Here is a 24,066-nt window from a genome sequence, read left to right as displayed (position 1 = left end):
ACGCCGGGGCCGGGCACGGCTGAAAGCCCGGCTCCGTCGGGGCTGGGCGCGACCGATACAGGACCGGGCAAAACCCCGCCCGGCCCTTTTCCACGCTTTTTCGGCCCCGCCGTCAGGGGGTTGTGGCCGGGGTCCAGTTCTCAAGAAATTCACGCAGGGCCGGGTCGGGCTTGCCGATCCTGACCTCCAGCGTGACGTAAAGGTTCCCCGCCGGTTTGGACCCGTGCGCCTGCACCCCCTTGCCGCGCAACCGCAGCACCGTGCCGCTGTCGGACCCGGCGGGCACATTCATCCTGACCGTGCCGGTGGGCGTGGGCACCATGATCGGGCCACCCAGTGCCGCGGTCTTGAGATCGACCGGCAGGATTTCGCGCAGGTCGGCCCCTTCGCGCGTATAGGTGGGGTCCGCCAGCACCGTGACGGTAATCAGCGCATCTCCATCGGGCGCGCCCTGTGAACCGGGACCACCCTTGCCGCGCAGGCGCAGGGTCTGCCCGTTTTCGATCCCCGGTGGAATGCGCACGTCCAGCGTGTTGCCATCGGGCAGGGTGATGCGTGATGTGGCGCCGTTGACGGAGTCCAGAAAGCTGACCTTGAGCGAATAACTGGCGTCGGCCCCCTTGCGCGGCCCCGCGCGGCGACCGCGTGCGGCCCCGCCGAACATGCCGCCGAACAGCCCGCTGAGGTCTTCCTCCGTAAAGCCGCCCATGCCGCCGGGGGGAAAACCACCCCCGCCTTCAAACCCGCCGCCGTAACCGCCATAACCCGGCGGGGCGCGTTCCTGACCGGCGGCGTCTATTTCGCCCCGGTCGAAACGGGCCCGCTTGTCCGCGTCGGATAGCAGGTCATTGGCCTGGTTGAGCGCCTTGAACTCCTCCTCCGCCTTCTTGTCGCCGGGGTTGAGGTCGGGGTGGTATTTCTTGGCCAGCTTGCGGTACGCCTTGCGGATGTCATCCTGGCTGGCGGTTTTGGCAATGCCAAGCACGTCATAGGGGTCACGTACGCTCACGCCGCACCTCCGCCGACACTGTTGTTCATAAAACCGGTTTCTCCATTCCAAGCCCTGTGGCGCGCCGTGTATGCTACCTTGCCGCCATCATCGCTTTTTTTTCAATGATTTGATATGATAATGGGAATGCGCGCCGACACGGTCAATGGATCATGCGCGAAAGCGGCCATCAAAAAACCTCGCATCAGCACCCTGCCGGGCCGCCACACGCCCCATTGGCGCAAAAGATGCAAACAAGGGCATGGTATCCGCGCGCACTTCCCTTTATCCTTGGGTAGCCCGAAGATACAGGGCGCGCGGGGCGGTCCCATGGACCACGCCGCGTAACGGATTGAATGGAGAGACCCGGCCATGGCTGACAGACCCCGCTTTTTCGACGACCTCGCCGGTGTGGCCGGGGGTGCCGTTTCCGCCCTGACCGGCCTGCGTGAGGAAATCCACGCCATCGTGCGCAGCCGGGTGGACGAGGTTCTGACCAACCTCCAGGTTGTCCGGCGTGAGGAGTTCGAGGTCATGCGCGAACTGGCCGCGCGTGCGCGCATCGGGCAGGAAGAAGCCGAACGCCGCGTGCAGGCCCTGGAAGAGCGCGTGCAGGCGCTGGAGCACAAGGTCGGCCACACGCACACGCATGGCTGAACCCGGCCCCGCCGGGCACGGCTGGGGCCCCTTGCGCCTTATTTGTCCTGTTCCCCCGCAGGCACGGAGTACCGCCATGCCAGCCTTGACGACCGATACCCCGCCCCCCGCCAGCAACCCGCTCGATCTCATGGAACAGGTGATCGCTGGCCTGGGGTGGACCTTCGACCGCTGTACACCCACCGAAATGGCCGCCGAAGCCCCCGCACGCTGGTGCGATTACGGGCTGTTCTTTTCCTGGTCGGCGGAACTGGGCACCGTCCTGTTCACCTGCGCCTTCGACCTGCGGGCCGACATGGCGCGCAGAACCGCGCTGTATGAACTGATCGGCCTGGCGAACGAACAGATGTGGGTTGGCCATTTCAGCCTCGATACCGAAGACGGGGTGCTGCTTTTCCGCCATGCGCTGCTTTTGCGCGGCACGGAACTGGCAGCCGATATTTTTGAAGACATGATCGATATCGCCCTCAACGAATGTGAACGATTTTATCCAGCCTTCCGTTTCTTCCTCATGGATGGACTGAACACGGCCGACGCCATGGCCATGGCCCTGCTGGACTGCCAGGGAGAAGCCTGAATGACGACACCACTCCCCGATACACACCCCGACACAGCGTCTGGCACGGCCGTAACGCCCGCCGCCCTGCCGTCCATCCTGCTGGTGGGCTCGGGCAAGATGGGCGGAGCCATGCTGGAAGGCTGGCTGGCCCAGGGGCTGGCCCCTTCGGTGATCGTGGACCGCCACCGCGACACATTGCCCGCACCGCACCGCATCGTGCGCGCCATAGAGGACGTGCCAGCCGATTTCACGCCCGATGTGATCGTGCTGGCGGTCAAACCCCAGAAAGCCGACCCCGCCCTGCACAGCCTGGCCGCGCGTTTTCCCGCCGCCACGCTGCTCTCGGTCATGGCGGGGCGGTCCATTGCCAGCCTTAAAGCCGTCTATGGCGCAGGCACCGGGGTTGTGATCGTGCGCGCCATGCCCAACACCCCCAGCCTGCTGGGGGCGGGCATGAGCGGCCTGTATGCCCCGCCCGAGGCCACGCCCGAACACAAGCGCCACTGCGAAAGCCTGCTGCGCGCCGTGGGCGAAACCGTGTGGGTGGATGCGGAAGGGCTGATCGATTCCGTAACCGGGATTTCTGGCAGCGGGCCGGCCTATGTGTTCCTGCTGGCCGAACTGCTGACAAAAGCCGGGGTGGAGCAGGGCCTGCCCGAAGACACCGCCCGCATTCTGGCGCGCGAGACCATTTATGGCGCGGGCCGCATGCTGCATACCCTGCCGACCGACGCCGCCGAACTGCGCCGCAACGTGACAAGCCCCGGCGGCACCACGGCCGCGGCACTGGCCGTTCTCATGGCCGATGACGCGTGGCCCGCCACCACGTCGGCCGCCGTGGCCGCGGCCGTGACGCGGGCCAAGGAACTGTCAGGCTAGCTGGCCTGCATGTTCCCCGTTTTCGACCGCTCTCTCGCGCTGACAGGTTTCCACCATGGATCATGATGACTTCGACACCGCCCTGATTGCCTCCGCCATGACTCTGGCGGAAGAAAAAGGGTGGGCCAGCGTTTCGGTGCTGGACGCGGCGCGGGCCGCAGGCCTGCCCCTGGCCGAAGCCCGGCAGCGCTTTCCGTTCCGGGTCTCCGTCCTGCTGGGGCTGGGGCGCATGGCCGACAATGCCGCCCTGTCGGACGACATGATCAGCGGCAGTGCGCGCGAACGCCTGTTTGACCTGCTGATGCGCAGGCTGGACGTGTTCCAGCAGTACCGCCATGGCGTTCGCTCCGTTCTGCGCACGCTGCCGCTGGACCCGCCCATGGCGATCCTGCTGGGGGGTGCCACGCTGGAGAGCATGCGCTGGATGGCCGATGCCGCGGGCATTGGCACACCCGGCCTTGGCGGGCTGGCGCGCGTGAACATGGTCGTGGGCATATGGGCGCATACCCTGCGGGCATGGGACAAGGATGAAAGCCCCGATATGGGCAGCACCATGGCAGCCCTTGAGCAGGGGCTGGACAAGGCGGCGCGTTTCGGCCTGTTCCCCGCCGGACAGGCCGCGGCCCTTGAGGACACCGGCCTGCCCGATCTGCCGGCCGACTGAGCGCCCGCGCCGCGCGGCTGACACACCGGCTGAATTTATCCGCCACCCGGCCTTTACGAACGCCGGGTGTTCGGCATAAAAGGATGCACCTGACAGGTCTGTCTTTTTGGGGCGTAGCCAAGCGGTAAGGCAGCGGATTTTGATTCCGCCATGCGGAGGTTCGAATCCTCCCGCCCCAGCCACAGACCCTGTTTGCCATCCCCCGCCATAACCTTGCATTACCTGCCGCATGGCCGGTCCTGCCCCCCTTTTCAGCGCGGCTATGGCCGTACCAGCCAGCAGCGCGCGGCCCTGCGGCGGGACGAACAGACGAAAAGGCTGGTTTTCATAACTCTTTCATAACTTCGTGTACGGCCCCTGCCTGAACCGGCACCCTGCTGGCCGCGCAGGCTGGCGCCGCAGCCATGGCCGCGTCGTGCGCATGGCCCGTGCCGCAAATACGCGAAGGCAGTACTTCTTTTTTTGCGCCATCGTGCTTTAAGGTATGCCACCATGCCTGACCCTTCCCCCAGATCCGCGCAGGGGTCTTCCCGGGGGGCCGCTCAAGGGGCGTCCTCCGGGTCTTTCCCCGCTTCGTCCTCCCTCCTGGCTCAGCCCGGTCTTGTCGCCGCCCTGACGGCGCGGGCCCTGTCCGCATTTGCGACACAGGTGCTCGCAGTCGCCGTAGGCTGGCAGATTTACGCGCTGACCCACAGCACCGCCGCACTGGGGTTTGTGGGGCTGGCGCAGTTCCTGCCCATGGTGGCGTTCATCTTTCCTGCCGGGCACGCGGCCGACCGGCATAACCGCCGCCGCATTGTCATGACCTGTCAGGCAATTGAAACACTGGCCACCGCCATTGTCGCCTGTGCGGCGTTTACCCAACACCTGACCCCGCACATGATCTATGGGCTGGTCATGCTGTTTGGCACCTGCAAGGCGTTCGAAATGCCGGCACAGCAGACATTCCTGCCCTCTCTGGTGCCTCCTGCGCTGTTCCCGCGCGCCTCTGCGCTGTCGTCTTCCCTGTTCCAGGCGGCCAGTATCGCGGGGCCATCCGTCGGGGGGCTGCTGTACGGACTGGGGGCGGATACGTGCTACACGCTATGCGCGCTGGGCTTCGGGGTTGCGACAGTCGCCACATGGTCGATGACGCTGGTAGCCCCCACGCGCCCGCGCCAGCCCGCAAGCCTTGCCGCCGTGTTCGGGGGCATTGCCTTCCTGCGGCGCAAACCCACCATACTGGGCGCGATTTCGCTCGATCTGTTCGCGGTGCTGCTGGGTGGGGCCACAGCCATGCTGCCGGTGTTCGCCACCGATATCCTGCACGCGGGCCCGTTCGCCCTTGGCCTGCTGCGTGCGGCCCCCGCCATTGGCGCACTGGGGGTGGCCGCCGTGCTGGCCCGCCACCCGCTGGAGCGGCATACCGGATTGTGGATGTTTGCATCCGTCGCGGTGTTCGGCGTAGCCACGATCCTGTTCGGGCTTTCGCGCTCGATCAGCACATCTGTCATCATGCTGGCCATTCTGGGCGGTGCTGACGTGATCAGCATGATGATACGCGGCGCACTGGTGCAGCTTGGCACCCCCGATGACATGCGCGGACGCGTATCGGCCGTGAACATGCTGTTTATCGGATCGTCCAACCAGCTTGGCGAATTCGAAAGCGGGATGCTTGCCACCCTGATCGGGCCTGTGCCCGCCGTGGTACTGGGCGGTGTGGGCACGCTGGTGATTACGGGCGTGTGGATGGCCATGGTCCCCGGCCTGCGCAAACTGGACCGGCTGGACACCATAACCCCCGATACCGTGTAACCCGACGGGACAGGAACACCAGACGGCGGACCAGACCGGAAGAGACCGGAATGGGAGCCGGACCGGCGAACAGGCCCGGAAAGCCAGACCGGGAAGCCACACCGGAAAACCGGAACCGGAAAGTCAGAACCAGGCAGGCCGAAACCCGGAGACCTGAACTTGGAAGGCCAGAACCGGGAAGGCCAGAACAGGCCCGGATACGAAAAAACCGTGCCAGTTAAACCCGGCACGGCTCTGGTCTTGAAATGTCCGCCTTGAAAAGAAAAAGGGGCTCAGATCAAACGGCTTTTTTCAGGTTCGGGCTGGCCTTGAACCGAACGGTCTTGCCGGCCTTGACCTTTACAGGCTCACCCGTGCGCGGGTTCAGCGCCTTGCGGGCCTTGGTCTTGCGGACAGTGAACGTGCCGAAAGAGGGCAGGGTAAAACCACCTTCGCGCTTGAGTTCCTGCACGATGGCATCGATAAGGTCGTTCGCTGCCTGATTAGCGGCCACACCAGTGCAGTTGATGGAATCCTGGATCACTGCTGCAATAAAGGCCTTGCTCATTGAGTTTCTGGCTCCCCTCAGACAGAATTAAGGTCAAAATAATAATTTAGCTACCACATTTGTGCTTTAAGGGCTTTTAGTCACATTTCGATAAAAAACCAACTTAAAAAACGAGTCTGTTTTCGATTCCTCGCGGTAGCAACAGCAAAAAGGGAATGTGTAGCATGATAGACACAGTTGCCCCCCCTTCTGCCGCCTGCCTGTTTGCCGCCCATGCCCCCGACGGAAACCTTCCCCCCGCCACCCGGTTCTACCTGAAGAGCATTGTCCGGTGCGAGTTCGTGACACACGTTATTTTATCGGGTTCGAACTATATTGAAAAAGAAACTGACTTATTTTTAAAACGAAACAAGATAACCGCATGGATACGCCCCAATGGCGGGCTTGACTTCGGGGCATGGCAATTTTTGCTTCACGCGCGCGTGATCGAACGCGCGGACCATGTGCTGCTGGCCAATGACAGCGTGTATGGACCGTTCTGTTCGCTGGACCGGTTCCTGCACCGCAGGGTGGGCCTGCATTACCCGGCCTGGGGTATGGTGGCGTCCCGCGTGGGGGGCGGGCATCTGCAATCCTGGTTCATGCTGCTGTCCCGTGCGGTGCTGGAAACCGGGCCGGTACGGCGGGTGTTCGCACTCCCTTTTGCCGACATGACACGGGACGAAATTATCCGCCACGGGGAACTGGGCCTGTCCGCCGCCATAAAAAAGGCCGGCTTTCCCCTGCATGCGGCATGGAGCGATCTGGATGCGCCACACCCGCGCCTGTTGCCCGCCACCAATCCCATGCATGCACGCTGGCGCTCACTGGTTACGTCGGGGCAGGTGCCCTTCATCAAGCGTGAACTGCTGCGGGACAACCCGTTCGCCCTGCCCGGCCTGCGGCACTGGGCCCGCGCGCTGCCGCCCGGCACGCTGTTCGACCCGCGCTGGGTCACGGAACAGGCCCGGACCGCCCACACCGCTCTGACCGGCGCAAGCCACCACCGCGTGCAGGCCCCTGCCACGGCCCCAAGGCACCAGATGGAGCGGCCGCAGCCCAATATAAAGGCGCGCATGCTGTATCGGGCGGTCAATGCGGCGGACATGGCGGCAGGCATGGCAGCAGACAGGCTGGCCCGGGTCTGGCCGACCAAGGTTATGCATGGCGCGTGACCGCCCCCGGCAATATGGCCAGTGCCCGCGGAACCATTCCCCACAAGGCTGTCAGCTGACGCCAGACCCGGCGGGAACACGCACGCCTTGCGGGTTTTCACCATAATCGGGGCTGGTGGCCTTGCCTGCGGCCACGCGCAGCCACTGGCCAAGCTGGGCCGACTGCCGGGCAAATGTGCCCAGCCGCGCCCGGTCCGGGTTGCCCGCATAACCCCGGATGACTGGGGAATCGAGACAATGTTCCAGGGCTGAACGCAGGGTTTCGGGCCTGCCATCCAGCGGGATCAGCGTGCCGTTCATCCCGTGTGTCACATCCTCCGCCTGACCGCCCGCATCGGTCGTAACAACCCAGACATCCCGCGCAAGGGCTTCGCGCACGCTCAGGCCGTAGCTTTCGTGGCATTGCGATGGACAGAGCAGCACATCAATGCCGTCATAGAAACTGTCCATGGTCGCGCGTGTATAGGCTGGCACCACCACAACCCGGCCCCGCACCCGCCAGGACCGTGTGCCGAGCGAGTGCAGCCCCAGATTGAGCGTGTTGTCCACCAGTTCCAGTTCCCAGTCCGCCCGGGCAAGACTTTCGAACGCCCGGCGCACAAGCGTGTAGCCTTTCACGTGATCGACCCCGCCAACATAGCCGAACCGCAGCACACGCCCGGTCGGGCGCGGAGCGCGCGCGCGCGCGGGCCAGACAAACCCGTTGCTGTTCACCCTTATGCGCGCGGGGGGGACGCCATTGGCCACATACAGGGCGCGGTGGCTCTCGCTTGGGGCCAGCAGCAGGGCCGCCTGCCGCAGGGCTGCGTGCATCAGGTCATGGCGCGCCTGCAGGTATGGTGCGGGTATGCAAAGCTGACACAGGCGGGGGTCTATCACTGTCTGGGAACAGACCCGGCCATCCGCCTGCACCATGAACTGGCGCGCGCACAGCCACCAGGCGTCGTGCAGGGTCATGACATAGGGAATGGCTTTTTCCATGCAGACACGCACGCAGCCGAGACCCAACCCCTGCATGGCGTGAAAATGCACGATATCGGGGCGGCAGGCCTCCACCCAGCGGGCAAATTCTTCCGCCACCTCGGTATTATCGAAAGCGGCTATGGCATCCGCCCCGGGTGGAAGGCTGACCGCCAGCGTATCCAGCCCGTTCGCGACATACCGCAGCGCAGCCCGTCCCCGGCCGGGCAAGTCCGGGCGGGAGGTAAAGACCGTGACCTGCGTGTGCGGCTGGCGTGCAAGATGGGCCGCCATTTCCTCCGCCACCAGTGTCGCCCCGCCAAAGGACTGCGGCGCGTAATAGACATTGGCGCAAAGAACACGCAGGGTCCGTGGATCTGGTGTTGCGGGGCCAATACGCCCAAAAGCCGGTTCGACCTGTGTGCGGGTTATGGCGTCCGGGCTGGACCGGGCCAGCACGTCGCGCCGGGCCTGCTGGCCAAGCCGCCGCCGCAGGGGGGCGTCGGCCGCCAGCGTCAGCAAAGCCTGGCACCAGTCCTGCGGGGTATCGGCAAGCAACCCGTTTTCTCCCGACCGCACAACGCAGAGAAACGCGTCTCGCCCCGAACAGACACTGGGTATGGCCAGAATACCGGCTTCTAGAAATTTGATCGCACTTTTCGCGTCATTGAACGCTGTGGGCTCAAGGGGGGCGATGCTGATATCGGCCTGTGCCAGCAGCGCCATATAGGCCGCAAAATCCCGCCCGGGCTGGCATTTGACCCGCCCACCCAGCGCCCGGAACGACTCGGGCAGGCCCAACTCGCCTATAATATGCAGGCTCAGACGCGGCTCGGCCTGCATGGCGGCCAGAATTCCCCCCGCCGCCGACCTGAAATCCGCATCATGCGTGTTGGTGCCCGAGCCATAGACAATGCGGATTTCACCATCCGGGCGGCGGTGCGGGCCATGTGCCAGAATATGCCCGGCAATGGCGATTGTCTGCTCGTCCAGTGCGTTTTCAATAACCGTCACATGCGCCATGCCAGCACCGCGCATGGCACCCGCCAGAGCACGGGTGGACGCTATGGCCCGGTCGCAGGCCAGAAGGCAGGAACGGAACAGGCGCACACCTGACAGAAGCTGCGCACGCTCCGCCGCACCCAGAGTGTCAAGATTCCCGTTCCGGCGGTAATCGGCGGCAGAAAAAATGAGGTCGTCCACCTCCCACCAGGGGGAAAGGCCCAGCCGTCGGGTTTCCGCCAGCAGGGCGTTTACCGCCTCGAACGCCGGAACCCGGTAAAAAATCACCTGCGTGCAGGCCTGTAGCGCCGACATGGCCTGTTCTGTCTGCCGCCAGTCCACGACCTCCACCTGCCAGCCTAGCGCACAGAGTTGTTCCTCCTTTTGCCAGACACGATATTTCGCACATTGCCGTAGCGACAGTTCCGCAACCAGCAGCATGCGCGGTGTCAGGTCCTGTATCCGGGCGGGGGCAAGGGGCGCCAGAAAAACTGCCTGCATCTTACTGGCATGATCCTGCCCCACCGGGCGTGCCTGCGTCTGTCGCGCGGAGCGGGCCATGTACCAGCGCCCGATGGGGCTGGATGCACTGCCACGCTTCCACGCCAGGCCGAAGCGGCGCGAAAGCCTGAAGCCCACCCCGCCTGCACCCTCGATTGTATAAATTTCGTATATTTTCCAGCAAAGACCCAAAACACGACGCCCGCGTGCTTTCAGTCCCGCGGCATGAAAGGGGCGGCGGAAGCCAGTCCCCCCTGTGTGTTGGCCGGGCGATGCCGTTACAACCTGGCAGCCCGCATCCCGCGCACGCAGGGCCTGCAACTGCGCGCTGGCCCTGTAGCTGACGACCAGCGCTGACTCTTGCCTTCCAGGATCGTCATTTTTTCCATATGACGGGGGCAACCGTGTTCCACGTTCGTGCTGCGACACGCCACACTCCACCCCGGCAACGCCAGTCCTGCGATATCCGGCCGATATCTGAAACTGTCAGAAAAAACGTCTATAGTCCCGTATTGTCTGTCCCACGCTCCGCAGGCATATGTGCCGCCCGATCAGAACCCGGTAAAGGACTGACCGTTCAGCGACGCGACATTGACAAACGTGATCTTGCTATTGTCAGACAGCGTGATTGTCGTATTTGCACCGCTATGCACAGCATGGTCGAGCACATCGGTCTGGAACGACGCGTGGGTGTAATCGTAATTCACCAGCAGGACCGAGTTGCCGGCTACGGCACCGAAATCGGTGATGGTATAGTCCCCCCCGGCCACGTGGTCACGAAACCCGAAGATATTGGCGTCACCCGTGCCACCTGTCAGCGTTGCATCCCCCACACCTGCGACAAGCGTATCGGCACCCGCACCGCCAACAAAAGTCTGCGCCCCGGTGGTGCCTTCATTATTACCGAAAGCATGAATGCCAAAAGCCGAGGATGCACCGTCCAGCGTCATGTTTCCGCCATTGGCGGCAAACACGTTGTCGATGTCGGCGGTGACATCCCTTGTCATGTCAAAGGTCATATCCAGCCCGTTGGAGCCGAAAATCGTGGCGTGTCCCGCCGTAACATGGGTCTGCCCCGTGCCGCCGATAAAGGTCAGGTCCTGCAGCACGGTAATATTGGCCGCATCCGTATTGGAAGTTTGCAGATTGCCGGATGTCGCGGAAATGGTACTGCCCAGCCCCCCTTCCACCGTTCCGTCCTGACCGGTGAAGGTCACGCTGTCCGACACACCCCCCGCCACGGTGGACGCACCCCCGACGGTAATTTTCTGCCCACTGGCACTGTCGATAACCAGGGAATTGTCGCCCAGGACAACGGTCGAACCCGCCCCTTCAAGGCTTACGGTCTGCACACCGCCAGAAGCTGTAATGGTATCCTGCCCGGTGGAATAAACGAAATTGACACCCAGCCCCAGGTCGACCAGGTTGCTGCCAAGGCCCGCGGCAATGGTATTGTTGCCGTCGCCACTGGTAATGGTGTCATTGCCATTGCCGGTCGTGACAGACCAGTCGCCCGCCTGCCCGGTAAACTGGTTATTGCCCGTTCCGGCAAAAAACGTGCCATTCTGATCCCCTGCCTGCAGGGTAATCCCGGCGTTGGTGCCACCCAGAATGGTGGTGTTCGCGGTACTGCCTGCGGCATTGATCGTTACGGCGTCATTCAGCGGTACGCCGGGTGTGGCTGCTGAATCGGAACCGACCGTCAGCCAGCTTACATTGCCGACAATGTTGTAGGCCCCGCCAGCGGTTATCACGCCGTAGGCCGCCTGGTTGGTCCGGCTCGACAACGTGGCACTCAGCCCCAGCTTGCGGGTATCGAGCGTGGTGATGACACCCGCAAGCGTATTGGAAAGGGTCGTGCCCTGGGTTACCAGTGCTGCGTTCTGCGCACCGTCAACCGTAACCTGCACAGTTCCCCCGGACGCTCCTACGACAGTGATAATGGACACGTCACGTCTCCGTTCGTTTCCTGCCTGCTGACCGGCATGGGTACAGGCATTGTGGATGATTTGCGGCATGGCAACATGCAGGCCATGGATGTTTTATAGATCAGTATAATTGTAAAAATACCCATAATTTTCGTCACTTTATTTTATGAATATTTTATTTACGGACGGCTTTATCTTAATTCTGGGTTAAATATTGTCTTTTTGTACAGGTCTCGTTAACCCGATCGACATTCCTGGGCGTTACACCCAAACCGGTATGCGGGTGCCTGTCTCTTTCCAGTAGGGAACCCCGGCACCATGCAGACTTCGTACGTCAGACTTCGCTCCGGTTTTTGTCCCTAAACATCAGGCCCGGTCCCGTTTGCATGCCCGACAGACCCGCCCCTTCCCCCCGGATTGTCCCCGGTCCCACCGCGCGCCCGCGCCACGTTGTGGATGAGCGGAGCATTTATTCCGCGCTGTTCGATCCTGTCATCATGCATGATACCGACACGGCGGGGTGCGAACACCTGCCTTTTCTGATGTGGCTGATGGCAAACACCGCCCCCCCAACGCTGACACTGGTCGGCGCAGGCCGGACCGTGCGCGACACACTGGCCTTTTTCGTACATGTCCGCGCTTTGCCGACACAGCTTGTTCACCATGAAACATCGTGTGCGTTCCAGCCTGAAAACGCAGGGCTGTATTATCTGGCACGCACCGCATGGCTGGCATGGCAGGCGGACAGACTGGCTCAGCGCACCCCACCGGCAGCCCCGCCCGGCAGCCTGTTTTTATGTGACGGTGTGCAGGCCCCCCTGTACCCTGCGGCAACCGAATCCGGGCTGGAAAAATACCCTGACTGGAAAAACATTCTTTCTTCTCAAACAGTTTTATCCTTCTGCTTCAACCAGGGCAGCGGGCTGGGAGTTCTGGCCGTTCCACCCGAGCCCGACTGTCTGGCGCTTTTCCTGCCGCCCGCAAACACCACCGCCCCCACGCGCGAGGCCATATTCCTGCGCCAGCAGATCGCTTTTGCCGGACAGGCCTGGCTGGACAAGGCCCAACTGGCCCGCACAGCGCATGAAAACCAAAGCCTGCACGCCGGCCTGCGTCACGCACACACCGACATGCTGGCTCTTCGGGTTCGGGCGCATCAGACCGCACTTGAACTCTCGGCCCTGCGGAACAGCGCGGCCACCACCCGTACCCGTATCCACGACGACTACGAAAACATGCAGGCTACAGGTCGTATAGTGTCCGATTGCAGGCCGGCATTCGATGCTGTCCGGCAGCGTGTGTCCTCCGTACCAGCACTTGTGCGCCTGCTGGCCCGCACCATTCTCAAAGGACCGCTCACGCTCCCCAACCTGCCCGCGCCACCCGCCGTAGCCCCCCCACCGCCCTGCACGGACCAGCCCGGCATAGCAGCGGCACGTCCTGCCGCCCCCACCATGCTGCATGTTCTGTTCGTTGCCGGTGAACCCGATACACCAGGGGTGCAGTATCGCTGCGTGCGCAACGCCGCCGCCTGCGCGCGCGCGGGCTACCCCGCCGCGTGGAAAGACTGTGCCGCCGTCACCCCCGGTGACATTGCCTGGGCCGATATACTGGTTCTGTGGCGGGTCGCGTTCAGTGGACATGTGAGTGTGATGCTGCAACTGGCCCGCCAGAAAGGTGCCCGGATCATATTCGATACGGATGACCTGACCTTTATTCCCCATATGGCCCGGATCGACCTGATCGATGGCATTCGCAGCGCAGGTGCAACGGAAGAACGGATAGAAACTGTCTTTACCGATATGCAACGCACCCTGATGCAAGCGGATATGGGATTTGCCCCGACCGACGCGCTGGCTGACACCATGCGCGTGTACCGCCCCGCAACCCATACCGTGCCCAACACCTATGACGCGGCTTTTCTGGCCCAGGCACGACTGGCCTGTCGGGCCAGAAAAGCCACCCACCCGGACGGGCTGGTGCGGATCGGCTATGCCACCGGGTCACGCACACACCAGAAGGATTTTGCGCAGATCTGCCCGGCTGTTGTTACGGTCCTGCGTGACAACCCGCAAACCCGGCTTGTGCTGTTCCGTGAACCGGAAAACCATCGCCCGTTGCTGATGATTGACGAATTTCCTGCGTTGCGCACGGTCCACGCCCAGATCGAATGGCGCGATACGATGCCCCTTGCGGGTCTTGCACAGGAACTGGCCCGGTTCGACATCTGCATTGCCCCTCTCCAGACGCAGAGTATCTTTTGCAATGCCAAGAGCGAACTGAAGTTTTTTGAAGCCGCTCTGGCCGGTGTGCCCTGTGTGGTGTCCCCCACGGCACCGTTCCGCCGCTGCGTGATCCATGGCCGGACCGGCCTGCTGGCCGAAACCCCGGCCGAATGGGCGGAGGCGCTGAACCGTCTGATCAACGATCCGGCGCTGCGCACCCGCATGGCGCGCGATGCCTGCCACGCGGTTCTGTGGCAGTTCGGCCCCCAACGCCAGACCCGGCTTTTCCGCACGCTCCTGGACGGATTACGCGGCGAGGACGCCGCCGCCCACGCGGCGGAAACCCTGATCGCGCGCCTGCCAGACCGCATGACAGACCTGCCAGACATACCCGAATGCACCACCCTGTTCGAACAGGACAGGCTGGACAATGCGGCACTCAGCATAGTTGTGACCGTTTATAACTACGCCGCCGTCGTGCTGGAGGCGCTGGAGTCGGTCAGGGCGCAGACCCTGCACCCGCTGGACCTGATTGTGGTGGATGACGGCTCGACCGACGGATCGGTTGCTCTGGTGCAGGACTGGATGCGCCGCCATGCCGGACGTTTCAACCGGCTGCTTCTGCTCCGCACGGACAAGAATGCGGGGCTGGGGGCTGCACGTAATTGCGGCGTGGCCCATACGGAAACACCGTTCTTTCTGCCACTGGATGCAGATAACCGGCTACTGCCTGCCGCCTGCGCCCACCTGCTGGCCGCAATGGACGACATGACGGCTTATGCCTACCCCACCCTTGCGCAGTTTGGCGCATCGCCCCACCCCCACCTGATGGGGGAAGCCCCGTTCCAGCCCATGCGGCTGATGGCAGGGAACTTTATCGACGCACTGGCCCTTGTGGCCAAATGGGCGTGGGCCGCGGCGGGCGGGTATTACACGGACCGCGCAGCCATGGGGTGGGAGGATTACGACCTGTGGTGTTCCCTGGCCGAACTGGGACTAAAAGCCACGCATGTACCGCAGATACTGGCCGAATACCGCGTGCATTCCCGTTCCATGACAAACAGCGTGACCGAAACCGCCGAGCATAAGGCGCGGGTTGTCGCCCTGATGGAACAGCGCCACCCATGGCTGCGCCTGGTGCAGAAAACGGCAAAGGAACGGGTATGACGAACCGGCATCAACAACCGGTACAGTTTGATGCCGCAGGCGTGGCACGCCGGACTGCCGGTTCTTTGCGCTTGTCTATAAAGGGGAAATGACCGAACGCGTCAGGCGCGTTCCTGGTCGGAGTGAGAGGATTCGAACCTCCGGCCCCTGCGTCCCGAACACAGTGCTCTACCAGGCTGAGCTACACTCCGATTTGGTAATGTGCCTATACAGCGCTCTTGCCAGCGAAGCAAGAGCAGAAATACCGGTTGTCCGGGGGTTACAACGTATCGACCGGATAGGGACTGTCCTGCCTTTCCGGTATGGAACAGGCAAGGGCTGCCCGTACGTCAGGCACGACACGGATCAGGGCACGGGCTTCGGGCGTTGCAAAACCCTGGTTTACGGCTTCGTCCAGCATGGCCAGCACCGCATCACCCCATTGCGCGACATTGACCAGAAGAACGGGCTTGTTGTGCCGGCCCAGTTGTTTCCAGGTCAGGATTTCCACCATTTCGTCGAACGTGCCAAAGCCGCCGGGCAGCACCCAGAACGCATCCGCCCGCGTGAACATGATCTGCTTGCGCTCATGCATGGAGCTTGTCACGATCAGTTCCGAAACACGGTCGTGCATTTTCTCGCGTGTTTTCAAAAAATCAGGAATGACGCCGGTAACCGCCCCACCGGCGCGAATGGCGGCATCGGCCACGACGCCCATCAGCCCGTTCGCCCCGCCGCCGTAAATCAGCCTTACGGAATGACGGGCCAGAAGTTCCCCAGCATTTTGCGCTGTCTGGTGAAACACAGGGTTGTTCCCCATGCGGGAGCCACAAAACACAGCGACAGACGCAGCGCGCGACACCATACCGGCATTTCTCCGTTTTCTGTTCCCGGGGCAGTAGCGGCAGGCAAAGCCGTTATCCGTCCTGCCGCCCCGGTCCGACCGCCGTGCCACACGGCGCGGTGCATGATACGCCAGATTTTCGGTCTCTGGCAAAGGGGGGATACAGCCGGTTCAGGCGTCGCGGCTTATCATTGCCAGACAGAGCCCGGCACCCAGAACACTGAACACCGCCGCTGTCAGGTAGACGCCCATATAGCCCCCCACCGGCACGATCATACCCAGCACGGGGCCTGAAAGACCAATGGCAATATCAAGAAAAACCGAAAACGCCCCGATGGCCGCGCCACGACTTTCCGGGCCGGTCCTGGCCACGGCACTCACCCCAAGGGCGGGAAACAGCAGGGCAAAACCCGCGCCGGTCAGGGCAGCGCCCATGTCGGCCAGCAGGGGGGTATGCCCGATGGCGATGACCGACAGGCCGCAGGCTTCGGCCAGGAGCGAGAACATGGCCACCCGCAAGCCGCCATGCCGGGCGATCTGGCCTGTAAGGACGAACCGGGTCATGACAAAAATCACGCCAAAGGCCGAAAGGCCGGTAGCCGCCCCCTGCCAGGACCGATCGGCAAAATACAGCGCATACAGCGCGGAAATAGCCCCGAACCCGATAGACCCGCCCGCCAGCACCACGCCATAAGGTGCGACCTTGCCCAGCACGGACAGGAAAGGCAGGCGTTTGCCTTCTTCCAGCGGGCTGACAGCCGGCTGCATGGCGGCCCAGGGCAGACCAAGCGCCATCAGCCCCGCGCAGCACAGCCCCACGGCACTCAACCCGCCCGGCACGGATGGCGTATTCTGGTAAATTGTCATGGCCACAGGTGCCCCCAGGGCAATACCGCCATAGGAACACACCCCGTTCCAGGAGATGACCTGCGCCGTATGGGGCGTGCCCACCCGGCGGATATTCCAGACAAGTGCGGCCGTGGCCACCATGCTTTCTGAAATACCCAGTGTCACACGCGCGGCAAGAACCAGGGCAAAGGCAACCATGGGCAGACCCTGCGCCATCTGGGCCGCCACCAGCACCAGCCCGGACAGCACGCCTATGACCAGCCCCCACAGCACCACCGTCTTGGGGCCGACAAGATCGATCCTGTTGCCCGCCCAGCCCCGTGAACCGAACGTGGCAAGGTATTGAACGGAGACGGCAAAACCCGCCCAGACAAGTGAAAACCCCAACTGTTCCTTGACGAACAGGGAGACGACAACCATCTGCAGACCGATTTCGACATAGCAGAGCAATGTAAAGAGAACGACCGCCAGTATGCTGCGTGTTGCCGCATCCAGTTTCAACATCAACGTGACCTTAGACGCTTCTATGTTTTATCAAATACTCTCATGCCACGACATCGCGGCCTGAAAGGGTACAACCCCGAGCAGGGAAGGATATCCGCCATGACCCAGCCCCCAGCGGACCCTAAAACCGACCCGAATGCCGATCCGGGCGGCTACGTTACCGTGTCATCGCGGATCGCCTACCGGAACCCCTGGACCGCGGTGCGGGAGGATATCATACGCCGCCCGAACGGAAAGACCGGCCTTTACGGCGTGGTGGAACGGGGTGATTTTGTCGTCATACTGCCTGTGGGACAGGACGGGAATGGTGAGCCCACCGTAACGCTTGTCCGGCAGTACCGCTATCCCGTACAGGCATATTTGTGGGAACTGCCGATGGGCATGTGGGAAGACCGGCCAGAGGCCCCGCCGCATGAAGTCGCAGGCGGGGAACTGCGCGAGGAAACCGGCCTGCGCGCCCGGACACTGGTGCATGCCGGAATACTGTACCAGGGAGCAGGCTATTCCAGCCAGAAAGGCCATGTCTATCTTGCGACCGGCCTGACACAGGGTCCGCCAGAGCCCGAAGACACTGAAGAGGGCATGACCTGCCACACAATCGCGTTATCCCGCTTCGAGGACATGATCCGCACCGGGGAGATCACCTGCATGGTCACGATCGCGGCGTTCGGGCTTGTCAAACTCAAGGGACTGATCTGACCCTTTCCCACAAAACCCGATCAGGGATCAGAACGGGCGGACAATGACCATGATGACAATGACCATCATCAGCACTGTCGGAACCTCGTTCGCAATCCTGTAGAATTTTTCGGCATGTCTGTTGTCGTCATGCGCGAATTCGCGGCACCAGCGCGCGCACAGGCCATGAAAACCCGCCATAAGCACCACACTGACAAGTTTGAGATGCCACCACCCCGCCTGCCAGTCCACCGCGCCGGGGGTTAGAACCAGCAGCGTCCCGAACACAAAGCTTGCGCACATGGCTGGCGTGGTAATAGCGCGCAGCAGGCGCCGTTCCATGGTTTTGAACCGCTCGCTCTCCGCAGTGCCTGACACGACCTGACAGTGGTAGACAAAAAGCCGGGGCAGGTAGAACAGGCCCGCCATCCACGCCATGACGGACATGACGTGAAACGCCAGCAGCCAGCGGGTCCAGGGCAGAAGGGCGTCTATGACCATGGCTGGCTCCTACGCGTTCAGTCGGTTCTGAAGAATTTCTGGAAAATCCGAGAGTTTTTCAATCTGTATCAGACCCGGCCAGTCCGGCATGGGCTGGTCGGCGGCACGCAGCAGAACACAGGTCATGCCCGCATCCACCGCCGCCCGGGCACCGGGGTCGCTGTCTTCAAGCACGATGCAGTCCCGCGGGGCGACCCCTTCATCCCGCGCGGCCTGGAGGTAGATATCGGGCTTGGGCTTGGGTATGCCCAGGTCCCGCGCGGAATGGGTACGACCCGCGAAATGCGCCGTCAGCCCGGTCGCCGCGAATTTGACGTTCATTTCCTCCATCGAGGAATTGGAGGCAACCCGCATGGGCAGGCCGAGTTTTTTAACCGCCTCGATCATGGCATGCACGCCGGGCACGGGTTCGACCCCCTCTTTCATGGCGGCGACAAAACGCGCCTGCATGGTGCTGGCCCAGTCCGCCCCCAGCGACGAACGTGTTTCGCGTTCGATCAGGTCCTGAATAAGGGGCAGCGCCATGCCCGAAAACGTCTGCACGGCCCGATCATCGGGCACGTCCATGCCTGCTTTGCGCGCTTCGCGCGCGCAGATCACGCAGCAGGGTTCGTCGCTGTCCACCAGCACGCCGTCACAATCGAAAATCACCAGTCTGGGCGCGGTTATACCGGGAACGGAGACAGCGCCTGCCATCAGGGTGTTTCCCGCACGGTGCGCACCAGATCCACAACGTGATCCACCGGCGTTTCGGGAATGACACCGTGACCGAGGTTGAACACATGCGCCCGGCCCCGACCGGCCTCGCGAATGGCCAGGGCTTCGGCCCGCATGGCCTCGCCCCCCGCCAGCACGGCCACCGGGTCCAGGTTGCCCTGCAACCCGATATGCGACGGCACCATGTCCCGCACGATCCGCATATCGGCCCCGGTATCCAGGGCTACGACATCCACCCCGGTTTCACGCGCGTATTCCCCGACCATGACCCCGCCCAGACGGGGAAAGCCCACAACCCGCACATGCGGATACCGGGCCTTGATGGTCTGGACGATCTGGCGGGTCGGAGCGATCACGTGGCGGCGGAATTCTTCTGGCGGTAGCAGGCCCGCCCAGGAATCGAACAGCATGACGGCCTCTGCCCCGGCCTCGATCTGTGCGCACAGATAATCGGCCGTGGTCTGGGTCAGCAGGTCCATGAGACGGCCGAACAGTTTGGGTTCGCAAAACGCCATCTGGCGGGTGGTGGCGAATTCGCGCGAACCTTTACCTTCGACCATGTAGCACGCAACCGTAAAGGGCGAACCGGTAAAGCCGATCAGCGTCGTGGCACCCGGGGCCGCGGCCCCTATGCTGTCCGGCCCGTTCAGGATGGCGTTCAGCCTTGAAAGCGTTTCTAGCACCGGGGCCGTGACCTGGGCAATGCGGGCAGGGTCCAGCGCGTTCAGATCCTGTTCGGAACGGATCGGCCCCAGCACGGGACCGGTGCCCGCGACAAAACGCAGCGACTGTCCCATGGCCCATGGCAGGATCAGGATATCCGAAAACAGGATCGCCCCATCCATGGCAAAGCGCCGGATGGGCTGGAGTGTCAGTTCCACAGCGATATCCGGCGTCATGCAGCGGGTCAGAAAATCCGCCTGCGCCCGCATGGCCCTGAATTCAGGCAGGAACCGTCCGGCCTGGCGCATCAGCCACATGGGGGGCGGCCACAGGGCCTCGCCATTCAGGGTTCGTAACAGCCGCTTGGCGGAGGGAATTTGCGTATGCGTTGTCATGGTCTGAAGTCCTGCACGTCTTTTTTCACGCTGTCCACGCCCCTCTTCCTATAAAAAAAGAAAGAAAAGAGATTGATGTAGATAGAGGGTACTGTGGATGACGGGGTACCCGACATTCCGAAAATGTACCCCAGCTTTCCCACACTGTGTACAGATTACACAGGCTTGCAAAATATGGGTTTTTTCGGTTTATCCAGAATTATCCAGAGTAAGCCTGTGTACAACTCACCGGTACAGCCAAGCTGCAAGTTGTGCCCGGTACTCGGTACGGCCATGCTCGCGACGTCGTACAATCCACATGTACCCCGGTACTCGAGAAAGTACTCACAGCCTGTTTTAACCCCAGTACCTGCCAGTACCTGAAAGGGACTCGCCCGCATGCCTGCTTTAGTACCGCCACCCGCTTTATTACAGAACAGCGAGTCGACACTGCTTCTGGCAAGCGGTTCGCATAGCCGCAGGCGCATGCTGGAAAATGCCGGACTGGTGTTTGAAAGTCATGTGCCCGGCGTGGACGAGGACAGCGTGAAACACCAGGCCCGGAAGGACGCGCTTGCGCCGGGTGCGACGGCCCTGAAACTGGCTGAAGCCAAAGCCCTTGCCGTAGCCGGCAAAGACGCCGTGGTAATCGGTGCTGACCAGATGCTGTCATGCGACGGACAGTGGTATGACAAACCCCCAACGCTGGAGGATGCACGGGTACAGCTCCAGGCATTGCGGGGCCGCACGCACTGCCTGCATACGGCGGTGGTGCTGGTGCGGCACGGGCAGGTGTTATGGCGGCATATGGAAGAACCGCGCCTGAGCATGCGCGCTTTTTCAGACACTGTGCTGACCCGTTACCTGGAGCTTGAGGGCGCGCAATGCCTGACGTCTGTGGGCGCTTACAGGCTGGAAGGTCCGGGCCTGCTGCTGTTCTCGCGGATTGAGGGGGACAGTTTCACCATTCAGGGGCTGCCCATGCTCGCACTGATGGCCGCACTGCGGCAGATTAATGTGCTGCTGGACTGAAAATAAAGACTTGTCAGCGTTTTGAGGAGCCTGTAAGACGCACCTCACACAGAGCGTTCCCTCCCCAAGAGGCCAATAGCCTGTGTGACGAACAGTGTGGGGCCATAGCTCAGTTGGGAGAGCGCCTGAATGGCATTCAGGAGGTCGTGAGTTCGATTCTCATTGGCTCCACCAGTTCTTCACCCTCCCCAATTTCGCTGAATTTTCATAAATACACCGCTGCGTGGCCAGAGGATTCCTGCGCCGTGCGTCTGTGCGCGCCAATGACGGGCAAGGCATGCAGGCCGGCTGCAAACCTGTTCCTATGTCTGGTTTATGCGCAGCAAAGGGCTCCGCTGCGTAATGGCCGGGCAAGATATGTATGGCCCGGCCCGATACAGAAGTCCGATACGCAATCCGGTCGCCATCGGGGCAAACCGATGACGACCCGCACCATGCGCGAGGCACCGTAACCCCGCCAGATCTGTCGGGATCTGTCAGGGTACCGGTCGGATCAGGCCAGAGTGTCGATACCGGTCAGATCGTTCGCGGCGGTGTCGGTATTCCCGGATGTGCCGTTGGACGATCCTGTCGTGGTTTCGGACACGATATTACCGCTGGAGTCTTTTACGACGATGGTAATGGACCCATCGGCATTGAAAATTTCACTCGTGGTCGTGCTGGACGAGGACGAGCTTGAACCAGATCCTGAAGAGGACGACGAACTGCCCGTAGACGATGTGCCGAACAGGCTGGCCACGGAACTGCTACCCACACCTGACAGAGAAGAAGACATTCCAATACCCTTTGCGCAAGACCATGAACCGGGGCCGAAAACCGGCCTGCGCCGAGCCTAGGCCGTTCAGCCGTCAAGAACAATGGCGGGGGAATGGAATGGTGTCGCGTTGGCGCTTTGCTTTGTCGCGGTTCTTTTGCAACGATAGCGAATTGCGCAATGCGAAGAGGTGCCGACATGCAAAAATTCATGGCCGCTGGTGTGGCCATTCTGTGCCTTGGCATGGCGGGCTGCGCGGGGGACCGTGATCAGGCCTGTGGTCGGGCCGACCGGCCTTTTCAGGGGTTTCCCGGGGGTGGGCATGGTGGCGGTCCTGGCGGCTTTGCCGGTCTTGCGGGAATGGTAGGAATGGGTGGCGGCGGCCCGGGTGAGGAAGGGCGAGAGGGCAGTCCCAGAGGAGGTTCCGGTGGCGCTCTTGGGGGTGCTCCCGGGGGCACTTCAGGGAGACACAGGCACGATGATGGCGATTGCGCCCCTCGCGGCCCGCAGACCAAAGGTCCGGCCGGTCCGCATGTGCCAGATCATATCCGCAATACAGACCCCGAATTACGTGCGTCAGACATAACCATGAAACAGGAAGACTGATCGTCGCCCGCAGGCGTTCCGGCGCGAACAGGCATGAAAAAACCCGGCCAGTAGGCTGGCCGGGTTTACGTGTGGTTATGAACGGTTTTTTCAGGTCCGCTCGTGCAGGCGCGGTTTATGCCCGTTCGGTCAGGGCGTCGTGCTGACCGACCAGCAGGGCGTCCCACCGGTGCATGTCGGCCTGCCGGTCGTGATCGCGATGGTGGTTCAGTTCTTCAAGCCGCAGGGCGGCGAACGATCCCAGCGCAATACTGGTCAGGAAAGCGCTGAGTCCCACCATACCGGGCAGCGAAAAGACATAGTCGTTCCAGCGACCGGACTCGGGCAGGAACTGCCACAGATACAGCGACAGCTCGGTAGAGTCCGAAAACTCCTGATGACCGACATTCAGCCCGGAATGGAAGACGGAAAATTTCAGCCCACAGGCGATAAAGATGAATGTCGAGCACAGCGCCAGGCTGAGGGCGATCAGCCACAGGGTGATAAAGCTAGCTTGTTTCCATGCCATGATCCGGCCTCCTAATTCCATCATGTTAGGGGGCAAAAGCGGACAGTGTTTGCGTATGCCGTTACGCCGCTTCCTCCGTCTCATTTTATGTATACCTGTCATGCCTTATTTGCAATGCAAATGTGACCTTCAGGGCAGGATTCTTTTGCATGCTCAGGCTGTCAGCTACGGCACAGAAATGCCTGAAAACCGCGATCGTGACGCATGCAATACAAGCTCGGCCAGCGTAGCGCGTGACGGATGCAGGCCTGGCGCGTTTACGGGGTTGATTTGGGGTAAAGCCTTGCCCGCGACGGCGGCACGGACCGCACAGGGCGTGGCTGAACCGGGTTATGAGCGGAATGTAATCCTGCGGACCCGGGTGGGGGATGGTGTGCGGGGCGGGTTATCCGGCAGCGGGCCAGTGCAGGATGCCGGTGTCGGATGTCAGGGGGTGGCTTTGAGCGGTCCTGTCGTTATGGCAGGACGGATGGGTGCTGCCCCTGCCATGGTGCATGGCAGACCAGTGCCGGCTCTGGAAGCCTGACCAATAAACACCACATTTTAGCCTGTATGGTGCAATGTTGACGGGAAACAGCCGAGCCACCGGACAGCGGGTGCGGGTTTAAAACCAGAGGACGGGAAAACACGGACATGAAACGGGCTGACATATCAAAATTCGGGTTGGCTATGCTGCTGGGCGGCGTGATGGCGTGTGGCCTGACGGCTCCGGTCCATGCCCAGCATGGCGGTGGCCCCGGTGGCGGTGGTCCGGGCGGCGGTGGCGGTCCCGGCGGTGGACCCGGCGGCGGCCATTTTGGTGGGGGCCATTTTGGCGGCGGTGGTCGCTTTGGTGGACCCGGCCCCGGTGGCTGGCGTGGCGGCGGCTGGGGCGGTCGTGGCTGGGGTGGAGGCTGGGACCGTGGCTGGGGTTACGGTGGCGGCTGGGGCCCGGGATATTATGGCGGATGGGGGGGCTGGGGTTACCCGTATTATGGATGGGGCTACGGTGGCGGCTGGGGTTGGGGCTGGGGTGCCCCTTTCATGTTCGGG

The 24,066-nt window shown here is 62.4% G+C and carries 21 protein-coding genes and 3 tRNA genes; 12 read left to right on the top strand and 12 right to left on the bottom strand.

The features are described from left to right. Nucleotides 1-112: 112 nt before the first annotated feature. Complete coding sequence (locus tag ABF990_RS12570) at nt 113-1,009, bottom strand: DnaJ C-terminal domain-containing protein (protein WP_415491989.1); 897 nt, start codon at nt 1,007-1,009, stop codon at nt 113-115. Between the two features lie 351 nt (nt 1,010-1,360). On the opposite strand from ABF990_RS12570, the gene ABF990_RS12565 reads away from it, so the two are divergent. From ABF990_RS12565 to ABF990_RS12540, 6 genes are all read left to right on the top strand, one after another. Then, the gene (locus ABF990_RS12565; protein ID WP_415491987.1) at nt 1,361-1,645 is read left to right on the top strand and encodes an accessory factor UbiK family protein; all 285 of its coding nucleotides are present in this window, start codon (nt 1,361-1,363) and stop codon (nt 1,643-1,645) included. A 76-nt stretch (nt 1,646-1,721) separates the two neighbouring features. After that, entirely contained in the window at nt 1,722-2,222 is a 501-nt protein-coding gene (locus tag ABF990_RS12560) for a YbjN domain-containing protein (protein WP_415491986.1), read from the top strand. After that, complete coding sequence (gene proC / locus ABF990_RS12555) at nt 2,223-3,083, top strand: pyrroline-5-carboxylate reductase (RefSeq protein WP_415500819.1); 861 nt, start codon at nt 2,223-2,225, stop codon at nt 3,081-3,083. It begins immediately after the preceding gene. Between the two features lie 55 nt (nt 3,084-3,138). Continuing rightward, the gene (locus ABF990_RS12550) at nt 3,139-3,747 is read left to right on the top strand and encodes a TetR family transcriptional regulator (protein WP_415491984.1); all 609 of its coding nucleotides are present in this window, start codon (nt 3,139-3,141) and stop codon (nt 3,745-3,747) included. 107 nt (nt 3,748-3,854) lie between these two features. Continuing rightward, a tRNA-Gln gene (locus ABF990_RS12545) sits at nt 3,855-3,929 on the top strand. 310 nt (nt 3,930-4,239) lie between these two features. Then, nucleotides 4,240-5,541, top strand: coding sequence for an MFS transporter (locus tag ABF990_RS12540; protein WP_415500818.1), 1,302 nt, complete (start codon nt 4,240-4,242; stop codon nt 5,539-5,541). A 277-nt stretch (nt 5,542-5,818) separates the two neighbouring features. Here ABF990_RS12540 and ABF990_RS12535 read toward each other — a convergent pair whose 3' ends face one another. Beyond that, nucleotides 5,819-6,088, bottom strand: coding sequence for an HU family DNA-binding protein (locus tag ABF990_RS12535; RefSeq protein WP_141376020.1), 270 nt, complete (start codon nt 6,086-6,088; stop codon nt 5,819-5,821). A 164-nt stretch (nt 6,089-6,252) separates the two neighbouring features. Here ABF990_RS12535 and ABF990_RS12530 point away from each other — a divergent pair, with 164 nt between their 5' ends. Continuing rightward, nucleotides 6,253-7,242 carry a rhamnan synthesis F family protein gene (locus tag ABF990_RS12530; RefSeq protein ID WP_415506630.1) on the top strand — a complete coding sequence of 330 codons (990 nt, stop codon included), beginning with the start codon at nt 6,253-6,255 and terminating at the stop codon, nt 7,240-7,242. Nucleotides 7,243-7,293: 51 nt separating this feature from the next. On the opposite strand, the gene ABF990_RS12525 is transcribed toward ABF990_RS12530, so the two are convergent. Together ABF990_RS12525 and ABF990_RS12520 are read right to left on the bottom strand one after the other, a co-directional pair. Then, nucleotides 7,294-9,765 carry a glycosyltransferase gene (locus tag ABF990_RS12525; RefSeq protein WP_415506629.1) on the bottom strand — a complete coding sequence of 824 codons (2,472 nt, stop codon included), beginning with the start codon at nt 9,763-9,765 and terminating at the stop codon, nt 7,294-7,296. 491 nt (nt 9,766-10,256) lie between these two features. After that, the gene (locus ABF990_RS12520; RefSeq protein WP_415492161.1) at nt 10,257-11,654 is read right to left on the bottom strand and encodes a beta strand repeat-containing protein; all 1,398 of its coding nucleotides are present in this window, start codon (nt 11,652-11,654) and stop codon (nt 10,257-10,259) included. A gap of 365 nt (nt 11,655-12,019) precedes the next feature. Between ABF990_RS12520 and ABF990_RS12515 the strand changes: the two genes are divergently transcribed. After that, nucleotides 12,020-15,025, top strand: a complete 3,006-nt coding sequence (locus ABF990_RS12515; protein WP_415500756.1) for a glycosyltransferase — start codon at nt 12,020-12,022, stop codon at nt 15,023-15,025. A gap of 114 nt (nt 15,026-15,139) precedes the next feature. Here ABF990_RS12515 and ABF990_RS12510 read toward each other — a convergent pair. The 3 genes from ABF990_RS12510 to ABF990_RS12500 all read right to left on the bottom strand — a co-directional run bounded on the left by ABF990_RS12510 (nt 15,140) and on the right by ABF990_RS12500 (nt 17,201). Continuing rightward, nucleotides 15,140-15,216, bottom strand: a tRNA-Pro gene (locus ABF990_RS12510). A 68-nt stretch (nt 15,217-15,284) separates the two neighbouring features. Continuing rightward, nucleotides 15,285-15,869 (bottom strand): TIGR00730 family Rossman fold protein, encoded by a 585-nt coding sequence (locus tag ABF990_RS12505; protein WP_415492159.1) that lies wholly within the window; start codon nt 15,867-15,869, stop codon nt 15,285-15,287. A 150-nt stretch (nt 15,870-16,019) separates the two neighbouring features. Continuing rightward, nucleotides 16,020-17,201, bottom strand: coding sequence for an MFS transporter (locus ABF990_RS12500; protein WP_415492158.1), 1,182 nt, complete (start codon nt 17,199-17,201; stop codon nt 16,020-16,022). 99 nt (nt 17,202-17,300) lie between these two features. Here ABF990_RS12500 and ABF990_RS12495 point away from each other — a divergent pair, with 99 nt between their 5' ends. Then, nucleotides 17,301-17,900: an NUDIX domain-containing protein gene (locus tag ABF990_RS12495; RefSeq protein WP_415500758.1), complete on the top strand. Its 600-nt coding sequence runs from the start codon at nt 17,301-17,303 to the stop codon at nt 17,898-17,900. Between the two features lie 27 nt (nt 17,901-17,927). Here the strand turns inward: ABF990_RS12495 and hemJ are convergent, their stop codons facing one another. The 3 genes from hemJ to hemE are packed head-to-tail and all read right to left on the bottom strand — an operon-like array spanning nt 17,928 to nt 20,155. Beyond that, complete coding sequence (hemJ, locus tag ABF990_RS12490; protein ID WP_415500760.1) at nt 17,928-18,380, bottom strand: protoporphyrinogen oxidase HemJ; 453 nt, start codon at nt 18,378-18,380, stop codon at nt 17,928-17,930. 9 nt (nt 18,381-18,389) lie between these two features. After that, complete coding sequence (locus ABF990_RS12485; protein WP_415500762.1) at nt 18,390-19,076, bottom strand: HAD family hydrolase; 687 nt, start codon at nt 19,074-19,076, stop codon at nt 18,390-18,392. Beyond that, entirely contained in the window at nt 19,076-20,155 is a 1,080-nt protein-coding gene (gene hemE, locus ABF990_RS12480; RefSeq protein WP_415492154.1) for a uroporphyrinogen decarboxylase, read from the bottom strand. The genes ABF990_RS12485 and hemE overlap by 1 nt, the downstream gene beginning before the upstream one ends. Before the next feature lie 378 nt (nt 20,156-20,533). Between hemE and ABF990_RS12475 the strand changes: the two genes are divergently transcribed. Together ABF990_RS12475 and ABF990_RS12470 are read left to right on the top strand one after the other, a co-directional pair. Continuing rightward, a complete protein-coding gene (locus ABF990_RS12475; protein ID WP_415500763.1) occupies nt 20,534-21,166 on the top strand; it encodes a Maf family protein in 633 nt (210 codons plus the stop codon). 98 nt (nt 21,167-21,264) lie between these two features. After that, nucleotides 21,265-21,340: transfer RNA gene (locus ABF990_RS12470), tRNA-Ala, on the top strand. A 319-nt stretch (nt 21,341-21,659) separates the two neighbouring features. Here ABF990_RS12470 and ABF990_RS12465 read toward each other — a convergent pair. Together ABF990_RS12465 and ABF990_RS12460 are read right to left on the bottom strand one after the other, a co-directional pair. Continuing rightward, on the bottom strand, nt 21,660-21,941 hold the full coding sequence (locus ABF990_RS12465) for a hypothetical protein (RefSeq protein WP_415500765.1): 282 nt from the start codon (nt 21,939-21,941) through the stop codon (nt 21,660-21,662). 700 nt (nt 21,942-22,641) lie between these two features. After that, entirely contained in the window at nt 22,642-23,034 is a 393-nt protein-coding gene (locus ABF990_RS12460; protein ID WP_415500767.1) for a hypothetical protein, read from the bottom strand. Nucleotides 23,035-23,667: 633 nt separating this feature from the next. Between ABF990_RS12460 and ABF990_RS12455 the strand changes: the two genes are divergently transcribed. Then, nucleotides 23,668-24,066: hypothetical protein (locus tag ABF990_RS12455; protein ID WP_415506628.1), on the top strand; the 399-nt coding region annotated here is incomplete at its 3' end.

Source organism: Acetobacter sp. (genome assembly GCF_047723915.1).
GTDB lineage: Bacteria > Pseudomonadota > Alphaproteobacteria > Acetobacterales > Acetobacteraceae > Acetobacter.
Note: the sequence above shows the minus strand (reverse complement) of the source record. Positions and strands in the feature narration are given on the sequence as shown.

Excerpts from the sequence above, each read along its gene's own strand:
- ABF990_RS12560 (WP_415491986.1), top strand. The coding sequence starts at position 1,722 with ATGCCAGCCTTGACGACCGATACCCCGCCCCCCGCCAGCAACCCGCTC.
- ABF990_RS12530 (WP_415506630.1), top strand. The coding sequence starts at position 6,253 with ATGATAGACACAGTTGCCCCCCCTTCTGCCGCCTGCCTGTTTGCCGCC.
- ABF990_RS12535 (WP_141376020.1), bottom strand. The coding sequence starts at position 6,088 with ATGAGCAAGGCCTTTATTGCAGCAGTGATCCAGGATTCCATCAACTGC.
- ABF990_RS12525 (WP_415506629.1), bottom strand. The coding sequence starts at position 9,765 with ATGGCCCGCTCCGCGCGACAGACGCAGGCACGCCCGGTGGGGCAGGAT.
- ABF990_RS12475 (WP_415500763.1), top strand. The coding sequence starts at position 20,534 with ATGCCTGCTTTAGTACCGCCACCCGCTTTATTACAGAACAGCGAGTCG.
- hemE (WP_415492154.1), bottom strand. The coding sequence starts at position 20,155 with ATGACAACGCATACGCAAATTCCCTCCGCCAAGCGGCTGTTACGAACC.
- ABF990_RS12540 (WP_415500818.1), top strand. The coding sequence starts at position 4,240 with ATGCCTGACCCTTCCCCCAGATCCGCGCAGGGGTCTTCCCGGGGGGCC.
- ABF990_RS12550 (WP_415491984.1), top strand. The coding sequence starts at position 3,139 with ATGGATCATGATGACTTCGACACCGCCCTGATTGCCTCCGCCATGACT.
- ABF990_RS12505 (WP_415492159.1), bottom strand. The coding sequence starts at position 15,869 with ATGGTGTCGCGCGCTGCGTCTGTCGCTGTGTTTTGTGGCTCCCGCATG.
- proC (WP_415500819.1), top strand. The coding sequence starts at position 2,223 with ATGACGACACCACTCCCCGATACACACCCCGACACAGCGTCTGGCACG.
- ABF990_RS12460 (WP_415500767.1), bottom strand. The coding sequence starts at position 23,034 with ATGGCATGGAAACAAGCTAGCTTTATCACCCTGTGGCTGATCGCCCTC.
- ABF990_RS12485 (WP_415500762.1), bottom strand. The coding sequence starts at position 19,076 with ATGGCAGGCGCTGTCTCCGTTCCCGGTATAACCGCGCCCAGACTGGTG.
- hemJ (WP_415500760.1), bottom strand. The coding sequence starts at position 18,380 with ATGGTCATAGACGCCCTTCTGCCCTGGACCCGCTGGCTGCTGGCGTTT.
- ABF990_RS12515 (WP_415500756.1), top strand. The coding sequence starts at position 12,020 with ATGCCCGACAGACCCGCCCCTTCCCCCCGGATTGTCCCCGGTCCCACC.
- ABF990_RS12495 (WP_415500758.1), top strand. The coding sequence starts at position 17,301 with ATGACCCAGCCCCCAGCGGACCCTAAAACCGACCCGAATGCCGATCCG.
- ABF990_RS12465 (WP_415500765.1), bottom strand. The coding sequence starts at position 21,941 with ATGTCTTCTTCTCTGTCAGGTGTGGGTAGCAGTTCCGTGGCCAGCCTG.
- ABF990_RS12500 (WP_415492158.1), bottom strand. The coding sequence starts at position 17,201 with ATGTTGAAACTGGATGCGGCAACACGCAGCATACTGGCGGTCGTTCTC.
- ABF990_RS12565 (WP_415491987.1), top strand. The coding sequence starts at position 1,361 with ATGGCTGACAGACCCCGCTTTTTCGACGACCTCGCCGGTGTGGCCGGG.